The organism is Lentzea sp. NPDC102401 (genome assembly GCF_044765805.1).
GTDB lineage: Bacteria > Actinomycetota > Actinomycetes > Mycobacteriales > Pseudonocardiaceae > Lentzea > Lentzea sokolovensis.
Window position 1 is genome coordinate 459,150 of sequence record NZ_JBIWKS010000006.1, and the last position, 22,158, is coordinate 481,307.

Below are 22,158 nucleotides of genomic sequence, written 5' to 3' on the forward strand. Positions count from 1 at the left end.
TTGTCCAATGGATAAACTACGGGGGTGGTCCTGTCAAGCACGGCACGCAGCGGCGATGCCCGCGAGCGCCTCCTGGCGCGGCTCCTCGACGTCTTCGACGACGGCCTTCCACCACCGGAGACCTCACTCCGCGAGATCGCGGCCCGTACCGAGACCAGCCACGCGCTCCTGCGGTACCACTTCGGGTCGCTCACGGGTGTCCTGGCGGCCGTGCTCGCGGCACAGCGCACCCGCGACAACGAGGCGCTGTTCCGCGACGCCGCGCAGGGCACCTTCGACGACCTCGTCCTGGCGATCTGGCGGGCCTACACCCGCCCGGAGCAGCTGTCGCGCGTCCGCGGGTTCTTCCACGTCGTGGGGCTGGCCGCGTACAGCCCGGACGACTACCGCGAGTTCATCTCGTCGCTGGACGATCTCACCAGGATGCTGGCCTCACTGGCAGAGCGCGAAGGGCTCGCCGCCGGGGAAGCGCTGACCAGGGCCACCGTCGCCGTCGCCGCGATCCGCGGCCTGCTGTTGCAGGAGGTTCTGACACCGGGGGCGTGCCAGGAGGACGCGGTCGCGCTGATCCTGGGCATGGGCGGGCAGCGGTCCTGCTCGCCGGTTCACGAGACCGGAGCGCTCTAGGCGTCTTCAGTTGGTCCACGGGCGACCCCGCGAGTCGATCACGGCCACGTCGGGAGGAATGCCGAACGCGACCAGCGACCCGAGGATCGTCGGCTTCACCCCCGACAGTTCGACGATCACACCGTCGCCGAGGGTGCGGCGCAACAGCGTGACGAGCAGGACCAGTTGCGCACCGGGGACGGCGGGAGCGCCGGCCAGATCGATCGTGAGTTTCTTGATCGGGTGAAGGTCCGGATCATCGGGATCGACCGTCATCGCCGCACGCACCCTGGTCACGATGACCGACAGGTACCTGCGCAGTTCCCGGACCTCGTCCGGGGCGAGTCGCAGTCGAAAGGTGCCTTGCGGCGGGTTCTGAACGTCGCTGAACGACTTCGTCACCTGTTGCCTCCTCCTGCCGTTGCGGATTGTCCGACCAGGACGCGCGGTGGCTCAGCGTGTCCGCGTGTCTCGACCGGGTTGGGTCCTCCGCTGCCACACGCCCCAGGTCCACCCGGCGACCAGCGCACAGGCCAGTGCACCTGTCAGGTGCCCGAGCGCGATCGCGAGGACGCTCAGCAGCGCGGTGATCACCAGCAGAGCCAGGTACGAGCGGCGGTGGCGTTCATGCGGGGCCTGCAGCCGAGCGCCCTCGAAGACCTCGGCGAGTTTCGGGTCCTCGTCACTGAGGTTGTGTTCGATCTCGCACAGCGTCTCGCGTTCACGGTCACTGAGCACGGCACACCTCCTGACCCGGCTCGCAGCGCGCCGGTGTCACCGGACCTCCTCCTCGCGCGCCTGCCCGTAGGGCACCGCGTTCAGCAGGGTGACGCGGACCGTGGCTCCGCTGGGGGTCCGGTAGGCGCGCTGCTCTCCCTGGCGGGCACCGTTCACCGCCGCTCCCAGTGGGGAGTCCGGCGAGAACACCTCGATCGTGCCGTGCTCCGCGCCGCGTGCCCCGAGCAGGAACGTGTCGGTCTCACCGGTGTCGTCAAAGCTGACGGTGAGCACCATGCCGGGTTCGGCGATGCCGTCGTCTGGTGGGTCTTCGCCCACGATCGCGTTGGTGAGGAGGTCCTTGATCTGACGGATGCGCGCCTCCCGATCCCGTTGCGAGAGGAAGTCCGACTCGCTGGACTCCTCACCCAGGCGGCTGCGCACCGGCGACAGCAGGGTCATCAGTTCGTTGCGGAGCCTGTGGTGCGCCTGCGGGGTCAACCACACGCGCGGGGTCGTACTCGTCATGTCATGCCTCCGTGGCAGGTGTAAGTGCCGTCAGGGCGGTCTGGGGGGAGGTACCGCCCTGACGGCGGGGGCGTCCGCGCGGGCCGGGTTCGTCGACCCGCGACCCGCACGGACAGGAAGGGGGTCAGTGGTGGCGTTGGCCGTCGTTGCGGCGCAGCGCCGCTTCGAAGTCGTGGGCGTAGCCGGAGGCCACGCGCAGGAGGATGTCGCGCTGGACGCGGAGGAAGTCGTTCTCCTTGCGCAGCCACGCCAGTTCGGCTCGCTCGCCGGCGGTCAGCGGCGGGTCGGTGTGTTCGGTTTCCACGTGGCGGTCACCTGAGCGGGTCGAACTCGCGCAGCGCATCAGGCTGCTTGCCGGTGGTGATCTGCTCCGCCAGCAACCGCCCGGTGATCGGCCCCTGCGCCAGGCCCCACATGCCGTGCCCGCCCGCGACGTAGACGCCCGGAATCCTGGTCGCGCCGATGAGAGCGCGACCGTCCGGCGTGACCGGGCGGGAACCCACCCAGACGTCGGTGCGGTCCTCCCACCGCACCCCGTCGAGCAGCGGCCGGACGGAGGCGATGATCGCGTCCACCCGTGCCTCGTCCAGCGGCGCGACCGGCTCGCGGAACTCCATGGTGCCCGCGACCCGGAGACCACCCTGGTAGGGCGTGCACGCCACGCGCACCTCCGGCAGGTAGACCGGGCCGTGGACGGGCTTCCGCGTCGGCACGGTGAACGAGTACCCGCGACCCGCCTGGACCGGCGTGCGAACACCGGCTCGTGCGGCGAGTTCCGGCAGCCAGGCACCGGTGGCCAGCACCGCCACGTCCGCGGTGATGGCGTCGCCGTCCTTCGCCCGCACGGTGACACCGGAGGTCTCCGACCGGATGCCGGCCACCACCAGAGAACGGATCGTGGCGCCACGGGCGACCACGGCACGGCCCAGAGCCCGCACGAAGCCGCCGGGGTCGACGAAACGCTGCCCGTCGATGCGCACACCGGTGGCGAGGACGGCGGACGCCAGGGGGACCTGCTCACGCAAGTCCGCTGTGGACAGTGCGGTGTGGTCGACCGGTTGTCCGGCCGCCGCAAGCCTTTCCAGCTCTCGCACCAGACCTCGCGCCTTATCGGGAGAGGCGAAGACGGCGGTGATCGGGGCGTCGATCGCAGGCGCTTCGACGCCGTTCGCGGTCAGCACGTCGTAGGCTTCGACGCTCTCCTCGTTGAGGGGAAGGTTCGCCTTCACCGCCCTGGTCCACGACGGCCACCGGCAGTGGGCGGCGAAGCGCATCAGGAACGACCAGAGCTTCGGGTCCGCGGTCAGCGGGATGTGCAGCGGCGCGGCCGGGTCGAACAGGGACCGCAGCCCGTAGCGCAGCACCGCCGGTTCGTTCAGCGGGATCGCCAGTCCGGGTGCGATCCACCCGGCGTTGCCCCAGGACGCGCCGGCCGCGACTCCGGTCCGGTCGACGACCGTCACCTCGACGCCGCGCTCCTGCAGGAACCATGCCGCGGACAGCCCCACGACGCCCGCGCCGACCACCACCGCTGAGCGCGGACCACCGTCAAGGCGCTCGTCCATCCCGACCTCCTGTCATCGCCTGTCTCGATTCCAGGATGCTGGGGACAGAGGCCGAACCGGTTGTCCGCTTCCTACAATCGCAGCTCAGCGATTGTCGGTTTCCGACACCGTCGCCGCGAGATCGATCAGCATCGCGACCCGCTTGGCGGCGTCGTCCAACCCGAGGTTCGTCACCTCGCTCATCTTGCGCAGCCGGTTGCGCACGGTGTTGCCGTGCACGGCAAGCCGCTCACCGGCCACCGCCAGATCGCCCTGCGCCTCGAGCCAGGCGCGCAACGTCGCGACGTAATCGGTGCCGTGTTCGCTGTCGTGCTTGCGCAGGTCGGCCACCGGACCGCGGGCCGACGCCCGGCCGACCCGTGCCGCGGTGCGCAGACGCTGCAGCAGGATCTCGTCCCACGACTCGTCGTAAGCGGGCGGAGCCGTGTCCGCGGCCCGCATCTCGTGCAGTGCCAGGCACTCGTCCGCCTCCTGCCGGGCCGCGGGCAGGTCCGCGGGCTCGGCGACCGCGCTGATTCCCGCCGACGTGGTGACGTTCTCGGGTAGCGCCGCCCTCAAAGACGCCAGCCACTCCCGCGCCGCGGCGACCCGCTCCCCCGGCAGGATCGTGTAAACACTGTTGCCCGCCAACGTACTTCGTCCCGGACGCGACCAACCGAAACCGGTGGTCGCCTGTTCGAACGCCAACAACACGGCCGCGTGCCGCTCGTCCCCGACGTGCGCGCGCACCGCGACCACCCTGGCAGGTCCCGGCGGCAACCCGAGCTGACTGATCACCGTCGCGGCGTCCGCAGTGCCCTCCAGCAGCCGGATCACCCACTCCGACTCCACCTGGCGCTCCAGATCGGCACTGGCCCGCGACCGCAGCAGGTGCAGCGCCACGGTGCGGGCGCCGTCGGTCAACGCGGTGCGCCGAGCACCCTCCAGCGGCGCGGGGCAGGCCACCCAGATCGCTCCCAGCAACTCCCTGCCCACCCTGACCGCGACCACCATCCGCCCGGTCAGGCCGCGCGCGGGCTCGCCGGAGACGAAGAGCGGTTCATCGGACCCGAGCAGGTGCGTCCGCACACCCGCCGCGTCGAACAACTCGCGAACCCACGGGGGCACCTGCCGGCCCATGATGGTCTCCAGGCGTGCCGCGTCGACCTCCTGCTGCGGGCCGGAGTAGGCCAGCACGCGCGACAGCCGGTCCTCGATCGTCACCGCGCCGCCGGTGGCCGCTGCCAGGCTGTCAGCCAGCGCGAACAGGTCGGTGGGACCGCGTCCCGACTCGGTCTCCCTGCCCTCGAGCACCAGGCCGTACACGACTCCCGCCAGCTGGCTCCACGACAGGGCCGGATCCGCCAGCATCACCGCGACACCCTCGGACTCCCCCACCGCGACGGCGTCCGCCAGGAGCTCCTCACCACCTCGGACGAGCACCACGACGGAACGCGCGGACACCGCCGCACGCACGGCCTCGGCCACGGACCCGGCACCGACGGCGAGGTACACGTCGCCGACCTCGGCGCGGTCGTCCGCCGCGTCCCGCAACACGACTCCACGCAGCTCCGCCGATCGCGGCACCGGGCAACAACACAACCGGACCCCGTACCCACCCAGCACGTTGACCAGCCGGTCCAGCCTCACCATGCGCAAACTCCCTGTCCTACCGCTCACGCCACCGTAGAGGCCGAGACCGCGGGGAGCACCTCGCCGACCCGACGGCAGCCTCCACGAACTGGTGACGACACCTCGATAACCGGTTGATGGAACCTGAGGGACGATGCCAGGCTGCCACGGCCGTTGATCGTCCATCCCGCAGGGAGCAGCGCTTGTCCGCCGGAGCGACACCGAACATCGACGCGACGCCGGCGAGGTGGTTGGCCGACACGCGGTTCCCGCGATGGGCCGGCTGAACGGGGAGGTGGCGACCGTCGAGGCACTGTCCGGTTCGCCCGAGGCGCCGGCCGGGTTCCTCCAGACGCCGCACCGGTTCGACGCCGAACCGACCGGCATCGCCGCACCACCGTCCACACGGGACGCGGCGACGCGGTCGGCCATCTCGGAGGTCCCGTTCGACCAAGCGTGGACGACCGAACTGCGGGACGCGGCTCTCGCTGCCCCGCAACAGGATCCGGTGTGGCGCCACGGCGACTTCCACACCGGCGACCTGCTGACGACCGAGGGACGCCTCAGTGCCGTCATCGACTTCGGCGAGTTCGGGGTGGGCGATCCGGCCCTCGGCCTGATCATCGCCTTCACGGTGCTGTCAGCCGGGACGCGAGCCACGCTCGGGGTCGGCGACAACGCCTGGACGCGCGGCCGTGGCTGGGCGCCGGCCACCGGACTGAACGCCCACGTCCACCACGCCGCGGCCGAACCCCGCGCCGCCGCGCAGACCACCCGCCAGATCACCCAAGCCCTGGAAGGCGAAGGACCGCATGCTTCCCACCGTTCGTGAGGCCCGCGAGGACGACTGGCCGCAGATCTGGCCGATCATCCGGAACGTCATCACCCAGCAGGAGACCATCCCCTACGACCCCGGCATGAGCGAGTCCGACGCCCGGCGGACGTGGCTGCTGCCCGCACCGGCGAGAGTGGTCGTGGCTGGCGACGATCAGGTGCTCGGCACCGCGAACATGTACGCCAACCGGGGCGGCCCCGGCAACCACGTCGCTTCCGGCACCCTGATGGTCGCCGAGGAGGCCCGGGGCAAGGGTGTGGGCCGTGCCCTCACCACCGACATGATCGACTGGGCGCGGCGCAGCGGGTTCGCCGCCATCCAGTTCAACGCCGTCGTCGACACGAACACGGCGGCGATCCACCTCTACGAGAGCCTCGGCTTCGTCACACTCGGCACCGCGCCCAGGGCGTTCCGCCATCCGACCCAGGGGCTGGTCGGCCTGCGGATCATGTGGCTGGACCTGTGACGAACGGCGAGGAGTGGCCCTGAGCGTGGCCGACGTGCCCCGTCATGTCGCGGTGGCGAGGAGTTGCTCGACGACCGAGTCATCCGGCCGGCGCGGACCGGGAATGGTGTGCTCACGGCTGACGGCTCCGAGAGTTCGCCTAGGCCGATCTGGCGCCGGGCCGAGTCGTCGCCGTGATCACGGCAACGCAGGCTGGCCTCATGCGAGCTGGGGTCTTCCTGCGCTGGGTGGCGCATCCGCTGACCGTCGCGGCAACCGCGGTCCTGCTGCTCAACGACCACGTGTTCAAACAGGCGTGGCCGGGGGTCGTCACCGGCAAACTCAGTGACGTCGCCGGACTGGTGGTGGCGCCGGCGGTGCTGGGGGTGTTGTTCGGCCTGTTCCGCGCCGGCCCGTTCGGCGCCGCGGCGGCGACGCTGCTGACGGGAGCCGGATTCGCGTGGGTCAAGCTGAGCCGCACGGGAGCCGAGGTCGCGTCGGCGGCTTGGTCCATCGTCAACGGACCCTCGGTCGTTCTGGCCGACCCGAGCGACCTGATCGCGCTGCCCGCGCTGGGCCTCGCCTGGTGGGCCTGGCGGCGGGCGGCGGCCGCCCCACCGCTGCCGGACGGCCCGGCTCACCGGTTGCGGGTGGTGCTCGCGATGCCGTTCGCGGTGCTGGCGATCGCCGCGACCTCCGCACCCGTCGACACGACTCCGTCGGTGGACTCCGTGCAGCTCACGGGCGGGCAGGTGATCATCGAGGTGAACGAACGGTTCTACGCCTCCGGCTCCGGTACCGGCGAGTGGACACTGCTGCCGGACACGCCGCTCGGACAGTTGCCGGAGCGCCAGCAGCTCGAAGCCTGCGTGCCCGACGACCCCGCGCACTGCTATCGGGCGCACGGTGGCGGTGACCTCGGCACCGTTGCACAGACGCCCCACGGCGGCCGGATGCTCGGCGTCGACGAGACGACCGACGCCGGTCGGACCTGGCACACGGTCTGGGAGGTGCCGGCCGCGCGCTGGCCGTTCGTCGAGCGCCAGCACCCGTTTCCCGGCGGAGTGAGCCGCGTGTCCAAGGTGGCCAGTGTGGACGTCCTGGTCCGCTCCGTCCCCAGTGGACACCAGGTGATCGTGGCCAACGGCGTCGAAGGGCTCGCGGTTCGCGACGCCGATGGCACGTGGCAACGCCTGCCGGTCGTGGTCGCGGCGACCGGGCTGGACATCCGTCCCGCACCGCTCACCGGGTTCGGCCAGGTGATCGGCGACGACGTGATCGACGCCGGACTGATCACCCTGCTCGCCCTGCTGATCGGGATGTCGGTCGCGGCCGGCCGGACCCCCGCCCGGCTCGTACACCTGCTGGTCGTGGTGCTGCCGCTGGTCTTCCTCCTTCTGGCGGCCGTCCCGATCACCGGCGCGGTGGTGTTCTTCACCTCCGGTTCCGGGACGACGACCGCGCCCAAGCTGGCGCTCCCGCTGTGTCTGGCCGGCGCCGGCATCGGTCTCACGATGGCGCAGGGGGCGGTGCGCCGGTCACGCGCGGCGGTGGTCGACGCCGTCGCGGTGGTGACCGGTCTGGCGTTCCTCGGACCTTTCCTCGGCTGGACGCTGGGCCTGCCCGCCGAGCGCGAGACCGCCGTCCAGATCGGTCTGATCCTCGCGGCGGGATGCCTGCCCCTGATCGTCGCGGCCGGTTGGTGGGCGGGCCGCGACCCGGCGATCACCAATGCCGTGGTCGCCGGCGATCCTCAATGGCCCGGTCCTGGCTCGGCCGGTTGAGCGGCCGGTCATGGCGAATCAGTCACACAGCGTGGGCGCGATACATCGGCAGGTACGAATCGTTTTTCTGGACCGGTCTCGACCAGAGTTGCTTTGGCTGGTCATATTGCGTTGACATGGGTTTCGATCGATTCAGGTGAGGTACTTCAACGGGTATGACGTCGGCAGAACAGAGCCCCAACACGATGGACGGAGTACCTGCTGACGGGTGGTACACGTTGGAACTTCTCGACACTGTTCCCGACACCGGCAAAGTCCGGCGATGGGCTCGGTCGGTGCTCTCGAACCTGCATGAGGACGATCTCCTCGACGTGCTGCTGGTGGTCACGGAGCTGGTGTCCAACGTGTACGACCACGGCCGGTTCCCGGCACGGGTGAAGCTGCGCAGGTCGACCAAGCCCTGCGAGGTCAGCATCGCCAGCGAGGACGCTTCTGCAGTACCGCCCCAGCTGCGGCCGTCCTCACCTGATTCGGCACGAGGCCGCGGGCTGGTGATGGTGAACCAGCTGTCCAAGAAGTGGGGCGTGGCCCGGCGCGCCGTCGGGAAGTGCGTGTGGGCCGTGGTGCCCTGCCCGTCGACCCCCTGAGCGACAACGGCGCCCAGGTGACCGGCGGCGGTGCCCGCTAACGCCGCGACTGAGGCGGCACGGAAGGCTGGGCGCGGATGCCCGCCAGGGCGTCCGGCACGCTGGGGAACAGGGCGAGGCACACGTCCATCCCCGTTATCTCCAACGGCTTCAGCACGGCCGGCCGATCTGCGACGACAGCGAACGGGACGCCCATGAGCCGGGCGTGCTGCCGCGCGGCCACCAGCAGGTTGATGCCGGAGGATCCGAAGAAGGTGACGGCGTTCAGGTCGATGACGAGACCGGCACTGGTCCGCTTCACGGCCGCGATGGCCCCGGCGAGCGGATCGACCTCCGTCACCATGTCGACTTCGCCGGTCAGCACGACGATCGCAACGCCGTCGTGATCCACGATCTGGGTGGTCAGTGCGTCTACAGCTTCGTTGTACCGGCTGTTCATCGCCACTCCCGTCGGGCAACCGCGAACTACGCTATGCCCGTACGCGGAGACGCACAACCGCAGCGACGCAGGCACCGCGTACTGCCGGCGCCACGAGTTCAGGCGCTCGTGCTGATGTTCTGCAGAGAGTCGGCCGGTTCGCGGAACAGTTCGGCGTGGGACCACTGATTTGCGGCGGGCGGCGTACCAGGCCTTGAGACGGCACGAACCACGTCGACGTGGCTGAAGAGCTCGTCGTGGCCGCCGATGTCATGACGCGAAACGTGCTGAATTTGCATGATGTCGACTTTCTTCTCAGAAGTAGCGCGGCCCCGGATGCCCTGTTCGGACCGACATCAATCTCCGAACACATCACATCTCGGACGGGTTTGTGCGCAACGGCAGATCTCGAAACACGGCCCCGCCGTCAGCGATTCCGGACTCTGAATTCCGGCGGGCGCACTCGGTCGTCGTCAGGGCTTGCTGACGTTCGCCTGTTCGGCCGGACGCAGAGGGCGCGAGGGCGAGGCGGCGTCCGTGTCGGCGCCGTTGTCCGCCTGGCGTTCGGTGCGGCCGATTCCGTGCCAGTCCAGGCAGAGCACGGTGGCGTCGTCCTGGAGACGATCGCGGTAAGCGCGCCTCACAGCTCTGGTCGCCGCTCGTACCACTTCCCTGGGGTGCAGCGCTTCCGTGTTGCGGAGCAGCGCGGGAAGGTCGACGGCTTCGGCGTCGCGTTCGAACATGCCGTCGGTGAGCAGCATCAGCCGGTCTCCGGGTCGCAGGTTCAGCCGTTGCACCCGGTAGGGATGCGGTTGGACACCGAAGAGCAGGTCGACCTTCAGTTCGAGCTCGTCCACCACGCCGTCGCGCAGCAGCAGTGGTGCCGGGTGACCGGCGTTGACCAGTTCGACCGTTCCGTCGCGCAGGTCCACGCGCACCAGCAGCCCGGTCGCCAGTGCTCCCAGGCGGTGGTCCAGCAGGGCGTGGTTGGCCTGCTGTGCCTGCCTCACCAGGTCGTCGCCTGCCCGGCGGGCCCTGCGCAGCGCGCCGACCAGCAGAGTCGCCGTCATCGCCGAGCCCACGTCGTGACCGACGGCATCGGTCATCGACAGGTGCAGGACGTCGCGGTCCAGGGCGTAGTCGTAGGTGTCGCCGCCGATGTCGTGGGCGGGCACCAGAGCACCGGCCACGGTGAACTGGGCGGCCTCGCAGCAGGACGCCGTGGGCAGCAGCTGGTGCTGGATCTCCGCTGCCAGGCTCATCGGCGTCGTGCGCCTGCCGGAGTGGTAGAGATCGGTGAAGCGGCGGTCGGTGACGATGACGTAGGCCAATGCGTGCGCGGCCTCCCCCAGCTGCGACAGCACCTCCTCGTCGATCGAGGGCACCGTCACCTCCAGCACCCCGACGCAGTCGCCGCGGTTGGTCACCGGCAGCACCACCCGCACACCGCCGCCGTCCGGCCCCTGCCACGGCTGTTGGGTGCGCAACACTTCCTCGTAGACGCTGTCCCGCAGATCAACGCTCTCCGCGCCGCGCCCAGGAAGATCGCGGGTGGTCGAGGCCAGCCGCACCAGCCGCTCATCGCCGACGTCGATCAACAGGAACGACACGTCGACGGCCTCGAACCGCTTCGCCAGGTCTCGCGCGACGACCTCGACCGACTCCACCGGCGGTGCGCTCTCGGCCGCCGCCAGCACATCACCCGGTCGCAACACATCGCCATCCACGGCAACCTCCGAGCAGTCGGGACCACCCTAACCGCATCACCCGCAGAGGTTGACCACGACGAAGCTCGCCGTCAGAACAGGAAACCTCCGTACGGACCGTTGAGGATCGCGGTCTTCTGCGCCTGGCTGAAGTGGGTGTTCGGGTAGTCGTAGAAGGAGGCCGACATCGGGGTGCCGTCGGTCGACGTGGAATCGGGCAGGCCCAGGGCGTGGCCGAGTTCGTGCACCATGCCGCCGTACCAGCGGTTCATCGGCCCTCCGATGCCGGCGGCGCCGTCGGCGTCGTGCTGGCAGAGGATCACCCAGCCGTTGCCGCCTCCGCCGCCCGCGCCGGGTCCCTCGGCGCTGATCTCCCCCACGAGAAGCCAGCGGCTGTCCGGGGAACGCAGGCCCTTCTTGCGCGTCAGCTCGTTCTGCATGTTGAACACCGACCACCAGTACCGGTCGGGGCCGTTGGGCGTGTTCTCGTACCAGCTCTTGACGTGGTCGCCGACGACCACCTCGACGATCTGGGGGTTGAGGGTGAACGTCCTGCCCAGTTCCTGGCGGTAGTACTTCTGCGCCTCGACCACGACCTTCCCGATGCCGTCGGGGTAACGCTGGTCGAAAGGCACGTCGGACGGCCTGAGCCACAGCACCCGCACGGTCTTCGACGGCGGGTCGCCCGTTGGCGGACCGGAGGAGAACCCGGGAATTCGCCACACCCGGCTCGTCATGGAGCCGCACGGCAGTTGCACCAGGCCGGTGCCCGTAGCCGTGCCGTCCCCGCTGGGCGCGACGCACTTGCTGGAACCGACCGCCACCAGGGCGAAGGTGTTGGCGACCCCGCTGATGGTCACGGCCTGCAACCGGAACCGCTGGTTGGCGTCCGAGTGGCAGGCGTACTGGATCACCGCGGCGTTGTCCGCTCCGGAGGCGCCCGAGATGTCCGCGCAACTGCCCGCGGTCGAGGTCCCGACGGTGTAGGTGTCCGTGGTGCCCGCGACGGGGCTGAACGTGAACTTCTGGTTGGTGGTGGAGTCGCACGATCGCTGGGTCAGCTGCACCACGCCCGAGGGTGCGGTCGCGCAGTTGCCGTTGCCCTGGTTGACCACGGTGCTGGAGAAGGCCACCGCGTCGGCCAGTGCCGCGCCGGCGTCGAGGAACGGCAGGGGTGCGCCCGCGAGCAGGAGGGCCGCCACGAGCAGCAAGGGGAACGTCTTCACCGTGGTTCGGGTCATCGGTTCTCACGTCCTCGGTCGATCACGTGGGGTGGTCCGCGGGGCGGGCGACGCCGCCCAGCGGACTCTGATGCCGGTCAGCCGAAGGCCTTCACCTCCAGCGCGCCGACCGAGTTCGCGCCGCTCTGGAGCACCGCCCGCAACCGGGTGGTGCTCACCGCGGTGAAGGTGACCTGGTTGTACTGGTCGATCGCGGCCGGGTAGCCGCTCGCTCCCGGCACGTCCGCGTAGGCGGTGCCGGTCCAGTACTGGAGCTTCCACGACGCCGGCAGGCGCACTCCCCCGTTGTCGTCGAAGAAGTAGACCTGCGCGGACTTCACGGTCTGCGCCGTCGCCCAGGTCAGTTCACCCCACTGCTCCCCGGTGTTGGGCCACGTTCCCCACCGCGGGTTGACCGTGTCGTTGGACGAGGGCGGATCGATCCCGTCGTTCAAGGCGTTCACGCTCTCCCACGCCGAGGTGTAGGACGCCGAAGGTGTCGCGGTCAGCGCCAGGTTCGTCGCCGGCCCAGGCCCCGGATCGGTTCCGCCGCCCCGGTTGTAGACCTTCACCTCGGTCAGTGCCGTCTTGAAACCCGGGGCGTGGGTCATCTGCACCCGTATCCGCTGCGCGCCGACCGGGGTGAAGCGGACGACGTTGTAGTTGGCCTTTGGGATACCGGGCGATCTCGACTGGGCCGCGGCGTCGACCCACGCACCGCCGTTCCAGTACTGGACGTTGTACGAGGCGGGGGCCCGGTAGCGGTTGCCCGCGCGGTCGTCGCGGAAGTACAGCCGCACCTCGTCGACCGTGCGGGACTGCCGGAGATCGAGCTCGTAGGAGTCCGTGCCGTTGGGCGAGCCGGAACTCCCCCAGACGGGATCGTTGATCGGGAACCCGTCCACCGCCGCCCCGGCCGAGGTGCCCGAGGCCGTGTACGACGCGGACACGCCCGCGCCCTGGGCCAGGTTGGGGGTCGTCGACGTCAGGTCGGCGCCCGCCTTGGCGAACACGTCGACCATGCGGCTGCTGCTCTGCACGACGTTCTGCGGAGCCTGCGCGCCGGCGATCGCCGTGCTGTAGTTGACCACACCCGCCCCGGACGGGAACGTGACCGAGCCCGTGGCCGGGTTGTAGAGCACCTTGGTGAGGCGGTCGACGGTGAAGGCCCGCGTTCCGTTCAGGTACACGGAATACCCCTGCGGAACACCCGTGTAGCGGGTGATGCCGTCGGCGGGGTCGTCCCACACGACGCTGAGGTCCATGTTGCGCCAGCGCAGGTTGTTCACCGCGAACTGCGACCAGCCGATGGCGATCGGCGACAGCTCGACCTGGGCGTCGTTGCGCGGACGCAGACCGGCGACGTCCTCGATGACGGTCCAGTTGCTGCTGCCGAGGATGTTGTGGTGGATCCACGACCGGTAGTCGATGGTGCGGGAACCTGCGTTCCAGTCCGCCCAGAACTCGTTGGCGTCGGGCCACTGCGTGTTGCCGCCGACGTACTGGGACCAGGCGTTCCAGTAGAGGAGCTTCTTGTAGTCCTCGTTGGACATCCACTGGTTCGGGTAGTTGCGCAGCACCGAGGAGTACAGCCGGAACTGCACCGTGGAGTTGATCGTGGAGAAGTTGTTGCTGCCGGGGAACCCCGCCGCCGCGGCCGCTGCCTTGTCGCGCTGGTTCGCGGTGTAGAACGGGTAGACCGGGTACTCGGCCGGGTCGTCGAACAGCCGCAGGGCCTCGCGGTACTGCTCGGTGTTCGGCATCAGGCCCACCGAGTACGGGTAGTAGTTGTTGATCTCCTTCCACGGCACGTGGGTGTTGGTGGCGACGTGCTTGTGCTCCAGCAGCCTCCGGCCGGGGTTCCACAGCGTGGTGATCACGCCGTTGCGGATGCGGTCGGCCAGCGCCTGCATCTCGGTGGCCTTGGCCGTGTTGCCGACGGTCGCGTAGGCCTGTTGCGCGGCCATCGCGCCGCTCCAGACGTACGCGGTCTCGGCGCGGTCGAGTTTGCCCGCGCGCCAGTCGAAGGAGACCGCGTCCGCGTCGTTGCCGGTCAGGGCGCCCCAGTCGTACTCGATGACGCCGTTGTTGTTGGAGTCGTAGTAGGACAGTTGGCCCTTGGCATCGCCTTCGGCGTACCTGGCCAGGGTGCCGGCGATCACGGGCTGGCCGCCGTGGACCTGGTAGCTGCGCCACGCGGCCTCGGAGATGTACTGGGTGTAGGAGTTGGACCAGTTCTCCGGATCGCCCGGGTTGTCCATGAACCGGCCGCCCCTGGACGTCTGGCCCGCCGACAGCCACGGACCGTAGGAGTAGACCGGGTCACGCAGGTACTTCAGGTCGTCGATGTGCATCGGTTGCGTCAACGCGATCGCGTTGTTGTAGCCGGTGACGCCCTCGATCGACACCGGGAACTGGTAGTCCTGGCCGGGGATGTCGACGTCGAGGTAGTTGTACCGCATCAGCCACCAGCGGTAGTAGATGTTCTTCTTGATGGCGGGGTCCGGCACGTCGATGTAGGGGATGTTGTCGGCCCACCAACGGTTGTAGGCCCGCACGTGGGTCGCGAACGCGGTCGCGGGGGTGTAGCCGCGGTAGGCGTTGTACTCCGTCGCCGACTCGGGGATCTCGTCGGTGAGAAAGCCCATCACGACCTTGGTCGTCGCGGTCTGCCCCGCGGCGACGGTGATCGAACGGTCGAGGCCGCCGCCCGCGACGGCGAACCCGTCACCGGACAGGCGTGGGCGGATGGTGGTCAGGTTGTTCTTCACGAGCCTGCTGCCGGTCAGCTCTGAACCGGAGGCGGTGGTCGCGTAGGGTGAGGTCGCCCGCAGTTGCAGCGTGGAGGACGCGCTGCCGTTGTTGGTGATCGTCAGGTTCGTGACGGCGACGTTGTTGTGGGTGATGAACTTCGCCATGTCGACCCGCAGCGATCCGCTGGTGAACACGCCCTTCCAGTGGCTGGGCGTCTGGACGCGGCCGCTGATCTGCTCGGCGAACGTCCCCGGCGAGATCGTGACGGCGTAGGCGTTCTGGCTGCTGATGTTGTCCCAGTAGGCCGCATTGCCGCCGAAGCCGATGACGCCGGGGTTGTGGGTGTTCATGTACAGGCCGCGGCCGCGGGTCATCAGCCACGTGCCCGCCGGGTCGTTGCCGGGCCTGGCGAGCAGCCGGTCCATCCAGAAGTCGGTTCCGGCGCTTTCCGCGTCGTAGATGGCTTTCATGGTGCTACCGGTGCTGTAGCCGACCGGGGCGGCGGGGATGGCGGGCCCGGAGAACGTGGGATAGCCGATGGTCTGGGCCGCGTGTGCGGTCTTCGTGGCGACCGTGACGCCCGCCAGGACGAGGATCGCGGCAGGCAGCACCGTCCACCTCGACCGCTTGGCGCGTCTGATGAGGATCATGTCGTACACCTCCGAGAGTGAGCGGTCAGGCCTGGAACGCTTGCCATTCCAGGACTCCGGTGGAGTGGTCCGGCGCGGAGGTGATGCTCAGCCTCAGCCGGGTGGTGCTGACGGCGGTGAACGTGGTGGTGTTGAAGGTGTTGCCCGCGACCCCGCAGGCCGACTGGCCGGGCACCGGCACGTAGGCGCTGCCGTTCCAGTACTGGACCTGGCAGGAGGCGGGCAGGTCGATGCCCTGGTCGTCGTCGAACCAGTAGGTGGAGACCTTGTCGATCGACCGGCTGGAAGGCCACGTGTACTCGACCCACTGCGTGCCCCGCTCCGGCCAGTTGCCGTACGCGAGGTTGCCCCGGTCCGCCGAGTTCGCGGGCACGCCGCCGTTGTTGATCGCCGCCAAGTTCTCCCACGCCGAGACGAACGAGGTGGACCGGGTCGCCGACGGCGCGATGTTGGTCCCTGGCCCGGTTCCCGCGCCGGGGTTGGGCGGTGGCCCGGCGGTGGTCTGGGTGACCCGCTGCATGGTGCCGTCGGCGTTGAAGTTCAGCAGGTCCACCGCGACGGACCGGCGGAAGTTGCCGCCGCCGGGCGCGTTGGCGTTGTGGTAGACCATGTACCACTGCCCGTTGAACTGGACGACGCCCGCGTGGTTGGTGGTCGAGGAGACCTGGCCGAGCACGACGCCGCGGTGCGTCCACGGGCCGAGAGGGCTGGTCGCGGTGGCGTATCGCTGGCACGCGTAGCTCGACGACGTCACGCAGCCGTTGGTGTCGTTGGCGGCGTAGATCATGTAGTAGAGGCCGTTGCGCTTGAACATCCACGGCGCTTCCCAGTAGTCCGTCAGTCCCGTGGGCGTGACGACCGGGCCGTCCAGTTCGATCATGTTCGGCTTGAGCTTCGCCGCGCGGACACCCCAGTAGCCGCCCCAGTACAGGTAGGCCTGGCCGTCGTCGTCGGTGAACACCGTGGGATCGATGTTGAGGCCCGACGAGTTCGGGGTGCTGTCGCTGACGAGCGGGCTGCCCTTGGCGTCGGTGAACGGCCCGAGTGGACTGTCTCCGACGGCCACGCCGATGTCCATCCACCCGGCGCCGTTGCCGTTGACCGAGGTGTACCAGTAGTACTTGCCGTTGCGGGGTTCCACCTCGCTGGCCCACGCGTCCGCGCCGGCCCACTTGAACGTGCCGATGTTCGCCTTGGCGCCGTGATCGGTCCTCGAGGCGGCGTCGGTCGAGGACAGCACCCGCCACTCGCGCATGAGGAAGTTGTTGCCTCCCGCGGCGGCTTCGTCCCTGCCCGCGTAGACGTACATGGTGTTGCCGACGACGAGTGGCGCCGGGTCCGCGGTGTAGTAGGAGGTGACGATCGGGTTCGACGCGTGTGCGGCAGGCGTGACGAGCGCACTGGTCACGAGTGCGATCGCGGCGCCCAGCCTCACCGCCCTGTGCCGGAACGGCATGACTTCTCCTTCAGGGGTGCGGGACGAGCTACTGGCCGGTCGCGTGCAGGTCCGCGACCTCGGCCGCGGACAGGGCGCGGCTGTACACGCGGAAGCCGTCCACCGCGCCGTCGAGGTAGGGGTCGCCCGCGTACTGCGAGCGCCCGATCCAGTTCTGGCCCGTGCCACCGAGCGTTGCCGGGCGCACCGTCATCGCGGAGTTGCGCGCGACCTCGGTGCCGTTCACGTGCAGGACGCCCAGATCTCCTTGCTGCGTCACCGCCACGTGCGTCCACACCCCGGCCGGCAGCGGGGAGGCCGCGTTGATCTGCTGCTCCCCCGCGGCGCCGGTGGCGGTGATGGCGAATCTGGCGCCACCGGCGGAACTGCGCGGGGTGAGGAACAGGTACGCGCCGGTACCCGCGCCGAAGTCGAACACCCGCGCCCACGTGGTGACCGCGTCGAGCCTCACCCACGCCGTCACGCTGAAGGCGGTCGCGGACGCCAGCAGCCCTGACGGGAGCACCACGTGCGCACCGGAACCGGTGAGGTCGACCGCGCCCCCGGAACGTCCCGTGGTCCACCCGGCGCCGCCTGCCAGGGTTGCGGTGCGTCCGTTGCCCGTGGCGTCCGCGGCGGTGGTGCCCGATCCCGCGTCGAACGGATAGTGCGCCACGAACGGCGGCAGTTGCGGTGCGTCGCCGACGTTCCAGTAGACGGTGTACCGCTGGCCGTGCAGCCGGTGGAACGGCGAGAGCGTGACCGGGCCGGTGCTCGCGGTGGCCGTGTACTGCAACGGGGTCTGGGTCGCCCGGAGCGTCGACGCCTGGAGGGTGGGCATGGTCGTGAGGTTGGTGGTGCCGTACGCGCCCGCGAGCACGATCGGACCGTGCCTGACCACCTGCACGGACGGGTTGTCGGGGGCGCTCTCCCTGGTGAGCGTCATCGGCAGGGTCAGGTCGACGACGTCCCCGCTCGCCCACGTCCGGTTGATCCGCGCGTAGGTGCCGGGTGTGGTGGCGGCCTGAGCCACGCCGTTGACGCGGAGTTGGGCTCCCGTTGCCCACGAGGGGATGCGGACGCGCAGGTCGATCGCGCCCGAGCCGGTGATGGTCAGCTTCGTGGACGCGGTGTCGGGGAACGTGGTGTCCTGCCGGACGGTGATGCCGCGGCCCGGCCAGGTCAGCACCGACGGGATGAAGAGGTTGACGTAAAGCGTGTTGCCGGCCTGGAGGTAGATGCTGTCGGCGTGCTTGGTGTTGGTCTCCATCCCGGTGCCGTGGCAGCAGGTGAAGTCGTTGTAGTCGTTGCTGTAGGTGCGGATGCCGCCCGGTCGCAGCGGCACGTAGTAGCTGTGGTGCCCGTGCTCGGAGTTCGGGTTCTGGCCGCCGAGCAGGTGGTTGTACAGCGCCTTCTCGTGGAAGTCGAAGAGGTCCGCGCGGCCGGGGTCGGTGCGGAAGAGCTGCCGGGTCAGCTTGAGCATGTTGTAGGAGTTGCAGCACTCGCAGGTGCTGTCCGACAGCTCCGACGCGATCCTGCCGGAGGCTTTGAAGTACTCGCCGTTGGAGTTGCCGCCGATGGCGTAGGTGTGTCCGCTCGTGACGATGGTCCAGAAGTTCGCGGCGATGTCGCGGTATCGGGTGGTGCCGGTGGCGTGGTACTCGCGGATGGCACCGATCGCCTTGGGGATCTGGGTGTTGGCGTGGTACCCGTTGAGCGCGTCGGTGTTCGCCGCGAGGGGGTCGAAGATCTCGGCGTGGTCGAAGTACTGGGCGCTCGTGAGGTGGTTCGGGTCACCGGTGACCTGGTACAGGTTGGTCAGGACCTCGTTCATGCCGCCGAACTCCGTCTTCAGCATCGCCTGCCGCTGCGCGTAGGTCAGGGCGCTGTTGCGGGTCCGCACCCAGCCCGCCATGCGGGTGAGCACGGTGAGGGCCTGGGCGTTGCCGACGAGCAGGTGGACGTCCAGCAGGCCGGCCATGATCTTGTGCAACGTGTAGTAGGGCGCCCACACCGGTTCGCGGGCCTCCACGCGGGCGATGAAGCTCTCGGGGAACGCGGACAGGTAGCCGGCGGTGAAACCCGCGGTCTGGGCCCGGTCCTGGCAGGTCCCGAGCTGGGCGACGAGGTAGTTCGCCTTGCTGGAGAACGCCGTGTCGCCGGTGCTCGCGTACGCCTGCGCCAGCGCCGTGAGCACATGGCCGGTGGAATGCCCGCGCAGTTCGGTGGTGGGCGACTCCCACCCTCCACAGGGGACGGCCGAAGAGGACAGTCCGACGTTGAGCCGGAAGGTGTGCAACAGCCGGTCGGGGTCGAGGAACTTCAGGTAGGCGTGGGTGCGGGCGGTGCTGGTCTGGAACGGGCCCGCGAGCAGGGTCACCGCGCCGAGCGGGAAGGGCTCCGCCGACACGCCGGCGTCCTGGCGGGCGGCGGCGCCGGAAGCCACGGCGGGAACGACGGGGAACGTGCCCGCGGCCGTTGCGGCGACGAGCACCCCGGCCCGCAGGACGGAACGACGGCTGGGGGTGGGCAGGGACATGCGCGTCACCTTTCAGGGGGATGACACGAGAACGGGCAGGGCGAGGCCACCGTCCCGTGACGCGGCAGGGATCACGGGACGGTCACGCGGGGAGATCAGAGGCCGTAGCGGTTCTTCAGGTGGCGCCACCAGTCGCGCAGCATCCACCTGTCGAACTCGGTGATGGTGGCGGAACTGCCCGCCTTCATGATGAAGTTGCTGACACCGGAGGGCGTCCAGTCGTAGAAGTCGTCCAGCCCGAACGTGTGGCCGACCTCGTGCAGGAAGATCGTCACGCTGTCGGCGTTGAGGTTGTTCAGGAAGTACTCGCTGCCCATCCGCTGGCCCCAGTCACCTCCCGCTCCCCCGCCGAACCCGGAGGTGAGCCAGAGCGACTGGTCGTAGTGGCGGGCCACTCCGCCGGGGCAGTTGCGGTAGACGCCGTCGCGGACGAAGAACCGGCCGCACGGCTCGGCGCACTGCGGCGCGTTCTCCCGGATGTTGTTGACGTAGATGTCGACCGAGTTGTCCGTCCACTGCAGCTGCGCGCGGTCGCGCACCGCCCAGCCGACGACCTTGATCGGCACGGTGGCGTAGGGCCAGTTGTCGTGGCCCGCCATGACGTCCATCCACTTCTTGTACTGACGGGCGAGCTGGGCGTGGATCTGGTCGCGCTGGGCGGCGGAGACACTGGCGGGCGAGTCCCACCGCACGCAGAAGTTCAGGTAGCCGCCGTTGGCGAAGACCTGGTCCCAGCCGTAGTTGCGGAAGCCGTACAGGTTGCCGTAGGTGCTTTCCTGGTGCGACCACACCTGGTTGAGCGGGGTGACCAGGTTCGCAGGCGGGTTCCAGGTGTCCGCCGCCGTGATCGGGGCGGGACCGGCTTGAGCCACGCCCGCGCCACTCGCCACGAGGGCCCCGGCGAGGCAGGCGAGGAGAAGTTGTCTGCACAGTCGTATCACCGTCGATACTCCTTGCAATAGCAGGGATTCAGCCTTTCAGTGCACCGGAGGTGAACCCGCGCACGTAGCTGCGCTGCATGAAGGCGAACAGCACGAGACAAGGCACGGCCATGAAGACGACGCCGGCTTCCAGGGCGGCGTAGTCGATGGAACCGTGACTCGCGGTGCGCAGGTTGACCACGGCGAGCGTGGTGGTGAACTTGTCGGTGGAGTTGAGCAGGATCAGCGGTGCGAAGAACTCGCTCCACGACGTCAGGAACGCGAAGAGCCCCACCGTGATCAGTCCCGGCCGCACGGCGGGCAGCATGATCCGCACCAGCGTGCCGAAGGTGGTGCAGCCGTCGACCCGCGCGGCCTCCTCCAGTTCCAGTGGGACGGCCTCGAAGGAGTTGCGCATCATGAAGATAGAGAACGGCAGCTGGAACATGATCAGCACCAGGCTCAGCCCGACCAGCGAGTCCTCCAGCCCGAGCCAGCCCAGCAGTACGTACAGCGCGATCAGGATCGTCGCGTACGGGACCATCAGGATCGCCAGCGTGAGCAGGAACAACGCGTCACGGCCGGGAAACCGGAACCGGCCGAACGCGTAGCCGCCCAGCGTCGCGACGAACAACGTGCCGCCGACGGTCAACGCGCTGACCGCGAGGCTGTTGAGCACGTGGTACGGCCGGATGCCGTTGCCGGAGGTGAAGAGCCGGTCGTAGTTCTCCAGCCCGAACCCGGTGTCCGTGCGCACCGACGCCCACCCGCTCCACAGCAGCGGGAACAGGAACAGGATCGCGAGTGCCGCGCCGGTGACGTAGTAGCCCCACCGCGAGCCGGTGCTGGTTCCGGGCATGGCTTCGGGGCCTCTCACTCGGAGCGACGGCGCAGCACGCCGAACTGGACTGCGTTGAACACGAGGAGCACGGCCAGCAGCACCACCGAGATGCCCGCGGCCGAACCGAGGTCGAGGCGGATGAACGCCTCCCGGTAGATCACCATCACCAGCGACGTGGTGCTGTTGTCCGGGCCGCCACGGGTGAGGATCCAGAACTGGTCGAACGCGAGCAGCGACCCGGTCGACATCAGCGTGAGGACCAGGGCGATCGTCGGCCGCATCAACGGCAGGGTGATCCGCCGGAACGTCTGCCAGCGCGACGCCCCGTCGATGCGCGCGGCCTCGTAGACGTCCACCGGGATGGCCTGCAGACCGGTCAGCAGGATCAGCATGTTGAACCCCGCGAACCGCCACAGCACCAGCACGACCGCCGAGCCGAGCGCGGACCCGGCGCTGCCGCTGGTCCACGAGACGTAGCCGTCGACGACGCCGAGCCAGGACAGCAGGTCGTTGACCGGGCCGATCTCGTCGCTGAGCAGGCCGAGGAACAGCAGCGACGCGCTGGCGAAGCCGACGGCCATCGGCAGGAAGAACGCCGCCCGCAGGAACCCGACGCCGGGCCGGCGGTGCTGGACCAGCAGGGCCAGTCCGAACGCGACCACGAACAGCAGCACGGTCATGATCGCGGTGTACTTGAGGGTGAACCAGGCCGCCGACACGACCAGTTCGTTGTCGGCGACGCCCGCGTAGTTGTCCGGGGCGTTGAGCGTCGGCCTGCCCAGCAACGGCCAGCGGTGCAACGACATCCAGCCGACGAGCCCGAGTGGGACCAGGAAGAACAGGCCCACCATCACCGCTGTCGGCGCGGCGTACGCGGCGCCGGCCAGCGCGCGCCACCGCCTGCCGCTGTTCGGGCGGCGGGTCGTGCGAGGTGCGGACCGGTGCTCTGGCTCCACCCGCTCCCGCGGAGGTGACGTCGTCGTCACGGCCATGGGTC

At 69.4% G+C, this 22,158-nt stretch carries 20 protein-coding genes; 5 read left to right on the plus strand and 15 right to left on the minus strand.

Translation table 11 applies throughout. From position 1 onward, the window contains the following. The first annotated feature begins 24 nt into the window (after window positions 1-24). On the plus strand, window positions 25-627 hold the full coding sequence (locus ACIRG5_RS23930; protein WP_402908090.1) for a TetR/AcrR family transcriptional regulator: 603 nt from the start codon (window positions 25-27) through the stop codon (window positions 625-627). A gap of 6 nt (window positions 628-633) precedes the next feature. On the opposite strand, the gene ACIRG5_RS23935 is transcribed toward ACIRG5_RS23930, so the two are convergent. From ACIRG5_RS23935 to ACIRG5_RS23960, 6 genes are all read right to left on the minus strand, one after another. Further along, a complete protein-coding gene (locus ACIRG5_RS23935; protein WP_402908092.1) occupies window positions 634-1,008 on the minus strand; it encodes a hypothetical protein in 375 nt (124 codons plus the stop codon). A gap of 51 nt (window positions 1,009-1,059) precedes the next feature. Further along, window positions 1,060-1,344: a DUF3040 domain-containing protein gene (locus ACIRG5_RS23940; RefSeq protein ID WP_402908094.1), complete on the minus strand. Its 285-nt coding sequence runs from the start codon at window positions 1,342-1,344 to the stop codon at window positions 1,060-1,062. Window positions 1,345-1,380: 36 nt separating this feature from the next. Then, complete coding sequence (locus tag ACIRG5_RS23945; RefSeq protein WP_402908096.1) at window positions 1,381-1,851, minus strand: GreA/GreB family elongation factor; 471 nt, start codon at window positions 1,849-1,851, stop codon at window positions 1,381-1,383. A gap of 124 nt (window positions 1,852-1,975) precedes the next feature. After that, complete coding sequence (locus tag ACIRG5_RS23950; RefSeq protein ID WP_402908098.1) at window positions 1,976-2,155, minus strand: hypothetical protein; 180 nt, start codon at window positions 2,153-2,155, stop codon at window positions 1,976-1,978. 7 nt (window positions 2,156-2,162) lie between these two features. Further along, complete coding sequence (locus ACIRG5_RS23955) at window positions 2,163-3,416, minus strand: NAD(P)/FAD-dependent oxidoreductase (protein WP_402908100.1); 1,254 nt, start codon at window positions 3,414-3,416, stop codon at window positions 2,163-2,165. A gap of 84 nt (window positions 3,417-3,500) precedes the next feature. Continuing rightward, a complete protein-coding gene (locus tag ACIRG5_RS23960; protein ID WP_402908102.1) occupies window positions 3,501-5,048 on the minus strand; it encodes a PucR family transcriptional regulator in 1,548 nt (515 codons plus the stop codon). 253 nt (window positions 5,049-5,301) lie between these two features. Here ACIRG5_RS23960 and ACIRG5_RS23965 point away from each other — a divergent pair, with 253 nt between their 5' ends. The 4 genes from ACIRG5_RS23965 (at window position 5,302) to ACIRG5_RS23980 (ending at window position 8,678) form a co-directional block, all read left to right on the plus strand. Then, complete coding sequence (locus ACIRG5_RS23965) at window positions 5,302-5,859, plus strand: phosphotransferase (protein ID WP_402908104.1); 558 nt, start codon at window positions 5,302-5,304, stop codon at window positions 5,857-5,859. Next, complete coding sequence (locus tag ACIRG5_RS23970) at window positions 5,840-6,328, plus strand: GNAT family N-acetyltransferase (RefSeq protein WP_402908106.1); 489 nt, start codon at window positions 5,840-5,842, stop codon at window positions 6,326-6,328. The genes ACIRG5_RS23965 and ACIRG5_RS23970 overlap by 20 nt, the downstream gene beginning before the upstream one ends. Before the next feature lie 200 nt (window positions 6,329-6,528). Then, window positions 6,529-8,091 (plus strand): hypothetical protein, encoded by a 1,563-nt coding sequence (locus tag ACIRG5_RS23975; RefSeq protein ID WP_402908108.1) that lies wholly within the window; start codon window positions 6,529-6,531, stop codon window positions 8,089-8,091. A 218-nt stretch (window positions 8,092-8,309) separates the two neighbouring features. Next, the gene (locus tag ACIRG5_RS23980; RefSeq protein WP_402908110.1) at window positions 8,310-8,678 is read left to right on the plus strand and encodes an ATP-binding protein; all 369 of its coding nucleotides are present in this window, start codon (window positions 8,310-8,312) and stop codon (window positions 8,676-8,678) included. Window positions 8,679-8,715: 37 nt separating this feature from the next. On the opposite strand, the gene ACIRG5_RS23985 is transcribed toward ACIRG5_RS23980, so the two are convergent. From ACIRG5_RS23985 to ACIRG5_RS24025, 9 genes are all read right to left on the minus strand, one after another. Next, window positions 8,716-9,117 carry an STAS domain-containing protein gene (locus ACIRG5_RS23985; protein WP_402908112.1) on the minus strand — a complete coding sequence of 134 codons (402 nt, stop codon included), beginning with the start codon at window positions 9,115-9,117 and terminating at the stop codon, window positions 8,716-8,718. Between the two features lie 452 nt (window positions 9,118-9,569). Next, complete coding sequence (locus ACIRG5_RS23990) at window positions 9,570-10,823, minus strand: PP2C family protein-serine/threonine phosphatase (RefSeq protein ID WP_402908114.1); 1,254 nt, start codon at window positions 10,821-10,823, stop codon at window positions 9,570-9,572. 71 nt (window positions 10,824-10,894) lie between these two features. Beyond that, window positions 10,895-12,043, minus strand: a complete 1,149-nt coding sequence (locus ACIRG5_RS23995) for an RICIN domain-containing protein (protein WP_402908116.1) — start codon at window positions 12,041-12,043, stop codon at window positions 10,895-10,897. 77 nt (window positions 12,044-12,120) lie between these two features. Then, window positions 12,121-15,426, minus strand: coding sequence for an MGH1-like glycoside hydrolase domain-containing protein (locus ACIRG5_RS24000; protein ID WP_402908118.1), 3,306 nt, complete (start codon window positions 15,424-15,426; stop codon window positions 12,121-12,123). Between the two features lie 25 nt (window positions 15,427-15,451). After that, entirely contained in the window at window positions 15,452-16,882 is a 1,431-nt protein-coding gene (locus ACIRG5_RS24005; RefSeq protein ID WP_402908120.1) for a glycoside hydrolase family 43 protein, read from the minus strand. Between the two features lie 28 nt (window positions 16,883-16,910). Beyond that, complete coding sequence (locus ACIRG5_RS24010; RefSeq protein ID WP_402908122.1) at window positions 16,911-19,400, minus strand: beta-L-arabinofuranosidase domain-containing protein; 2,490 nt, start codon at window positions 19,398-19,400, stop codon at window positions 16,911-16,913. 95 nt (window positions 19,401-19,495) lie between these two features. Then, entirely contained in the window at window positions 19,496-20,341 is an 846-nt protein-coding gene (locus ACIRG5_RS24015; protein ID WP_402908124.1) for a hypothetical protein, read from the minus strand. A 28-nt stretch (window positions 20,342-20,369) separates the two neighbouring features. Further along, entirely contained in the window at window positions 20,370-21,179 is an 810-nt protein-coding gene (locus tag ACIRG5_RS24020) for a carbohydrate ABC transporter permease (RefSeq protein ID WP_402908126.1), read from the minus strand. A 14-nt stretch (window positions 21,180-21,193) separates the two neighbouring features. Next, window positions 21,194-22,153, minus strand: a complete 960-nt coding sequence (locus ACIRG5_RS24025; protein WP_402908128.1) for a carbohydrate ABC transporter permease — start codon at window positions 22,151-22,153, stop codon at window positions 21,194-21,196. Window positions 22,154-22,158 lie beyond the last annotated feature (5 nt).

Excerpts from the sequence above, each read along its gene's own strand:
- ACIRG5_RS23945 (WP_402908096.1), bottom strand. The coding sequence starts at position 1,851 with ATGACGAGTACGACCCCGCGCGTGTGGTTGACCCCGCAGGCGCACCAC.
- ACIRG5_RS23955 (WP_402908100.1), bottom strand. The coding sequence starts at position 3,416 with ATGGACGAGCGCCTTGACGGTGGTCCGCGCTCAGCGGTGGTGGTCGGC.
- ACIRG5_RS23960 (WP_402908102.1), bottom strand. The coding sequence starts at position 5,048 with ATGGTGAGGCTGGACCGGCTGGTCAACGTGCTGGGTGGGTACGGGGTC.
- ACIRG5_RS23965 (WP_402908104.1), top strand. The coding sequence starts at position 5,302 with ATGGGCCGGCTGAACGGGGAGGTGGCGACCGTCGAGGCACTGTCCGGT.
- ACIRG5_RS23970 (WP_402908106.1), top strand. The coding sequence starts at position 5,840 with ATGCTTCCCACCGTTCGTGAGGCCCGCGAGGACGACTGGCCGCAGATC.
- ACIRG5_RS23975 (WP_402908108.1), top strand. The coding sequence starts at position 6,529 with ATGCGAGCTGGGGTCTTCCTGCGCTGGGTGGCGCATCCGCTGACCGTC.
- ACIRG5_RS23985 (WP_402908112.1), bottom strand. The coding sequence starts at position 9,117 with ATGAACAGCCGGTACAACGAAGCTGTAGACGCACTGACCACCCAGATC.
- ACIRG5_RS23995 (WP_402908116.1), bottom strand. The coding sequence starts at position 12,043 with ATGACCCGAACCACGGTGAAGACGTTCCCCTTGCTGCTCGTGGCGGCC.
- ACIRG5_RS24000 (WP_402908118.1), bottom strand. The coding sequence starts at position 15,426 with ATGATCCTCATCAGACGCGCCAAGCGGTCGAGGTGGACGGTGCTGCCT.
- ACIRG5_RS24005 (WP_402908120.1), bottom strand. The coding sequence starts at position 16,882 with ATGCCGTTCCGGCACAGGGCGGTGAGGCTGGGCGCCGCGATCGCACTC.
- ACIRG5_RS24010 (WP_402908122.1), bottom strand. The coding sequence starts at position 19,400 with ATGTCCCTGCCCACCCCCAGCCGTCGTTCCGTCCTGCGGGCCGGGGTG.
- ACIRG5_RS24020 (WP_402908126.1), bottom strand. The coding sequence starts at position 21,179 with ATGCCCGGAACCAGCACCGGCTCGCGGTGGGGCTACTACGTCACCGGC.
- ACIRG5_RS24025 (WP_402908128.1), bottom strand. The coding sequence starts at position 22,153 with ATGGCCGTGACGACGACGTCACCTCCGCGGGAGCGGGTGGAGCCAGAG.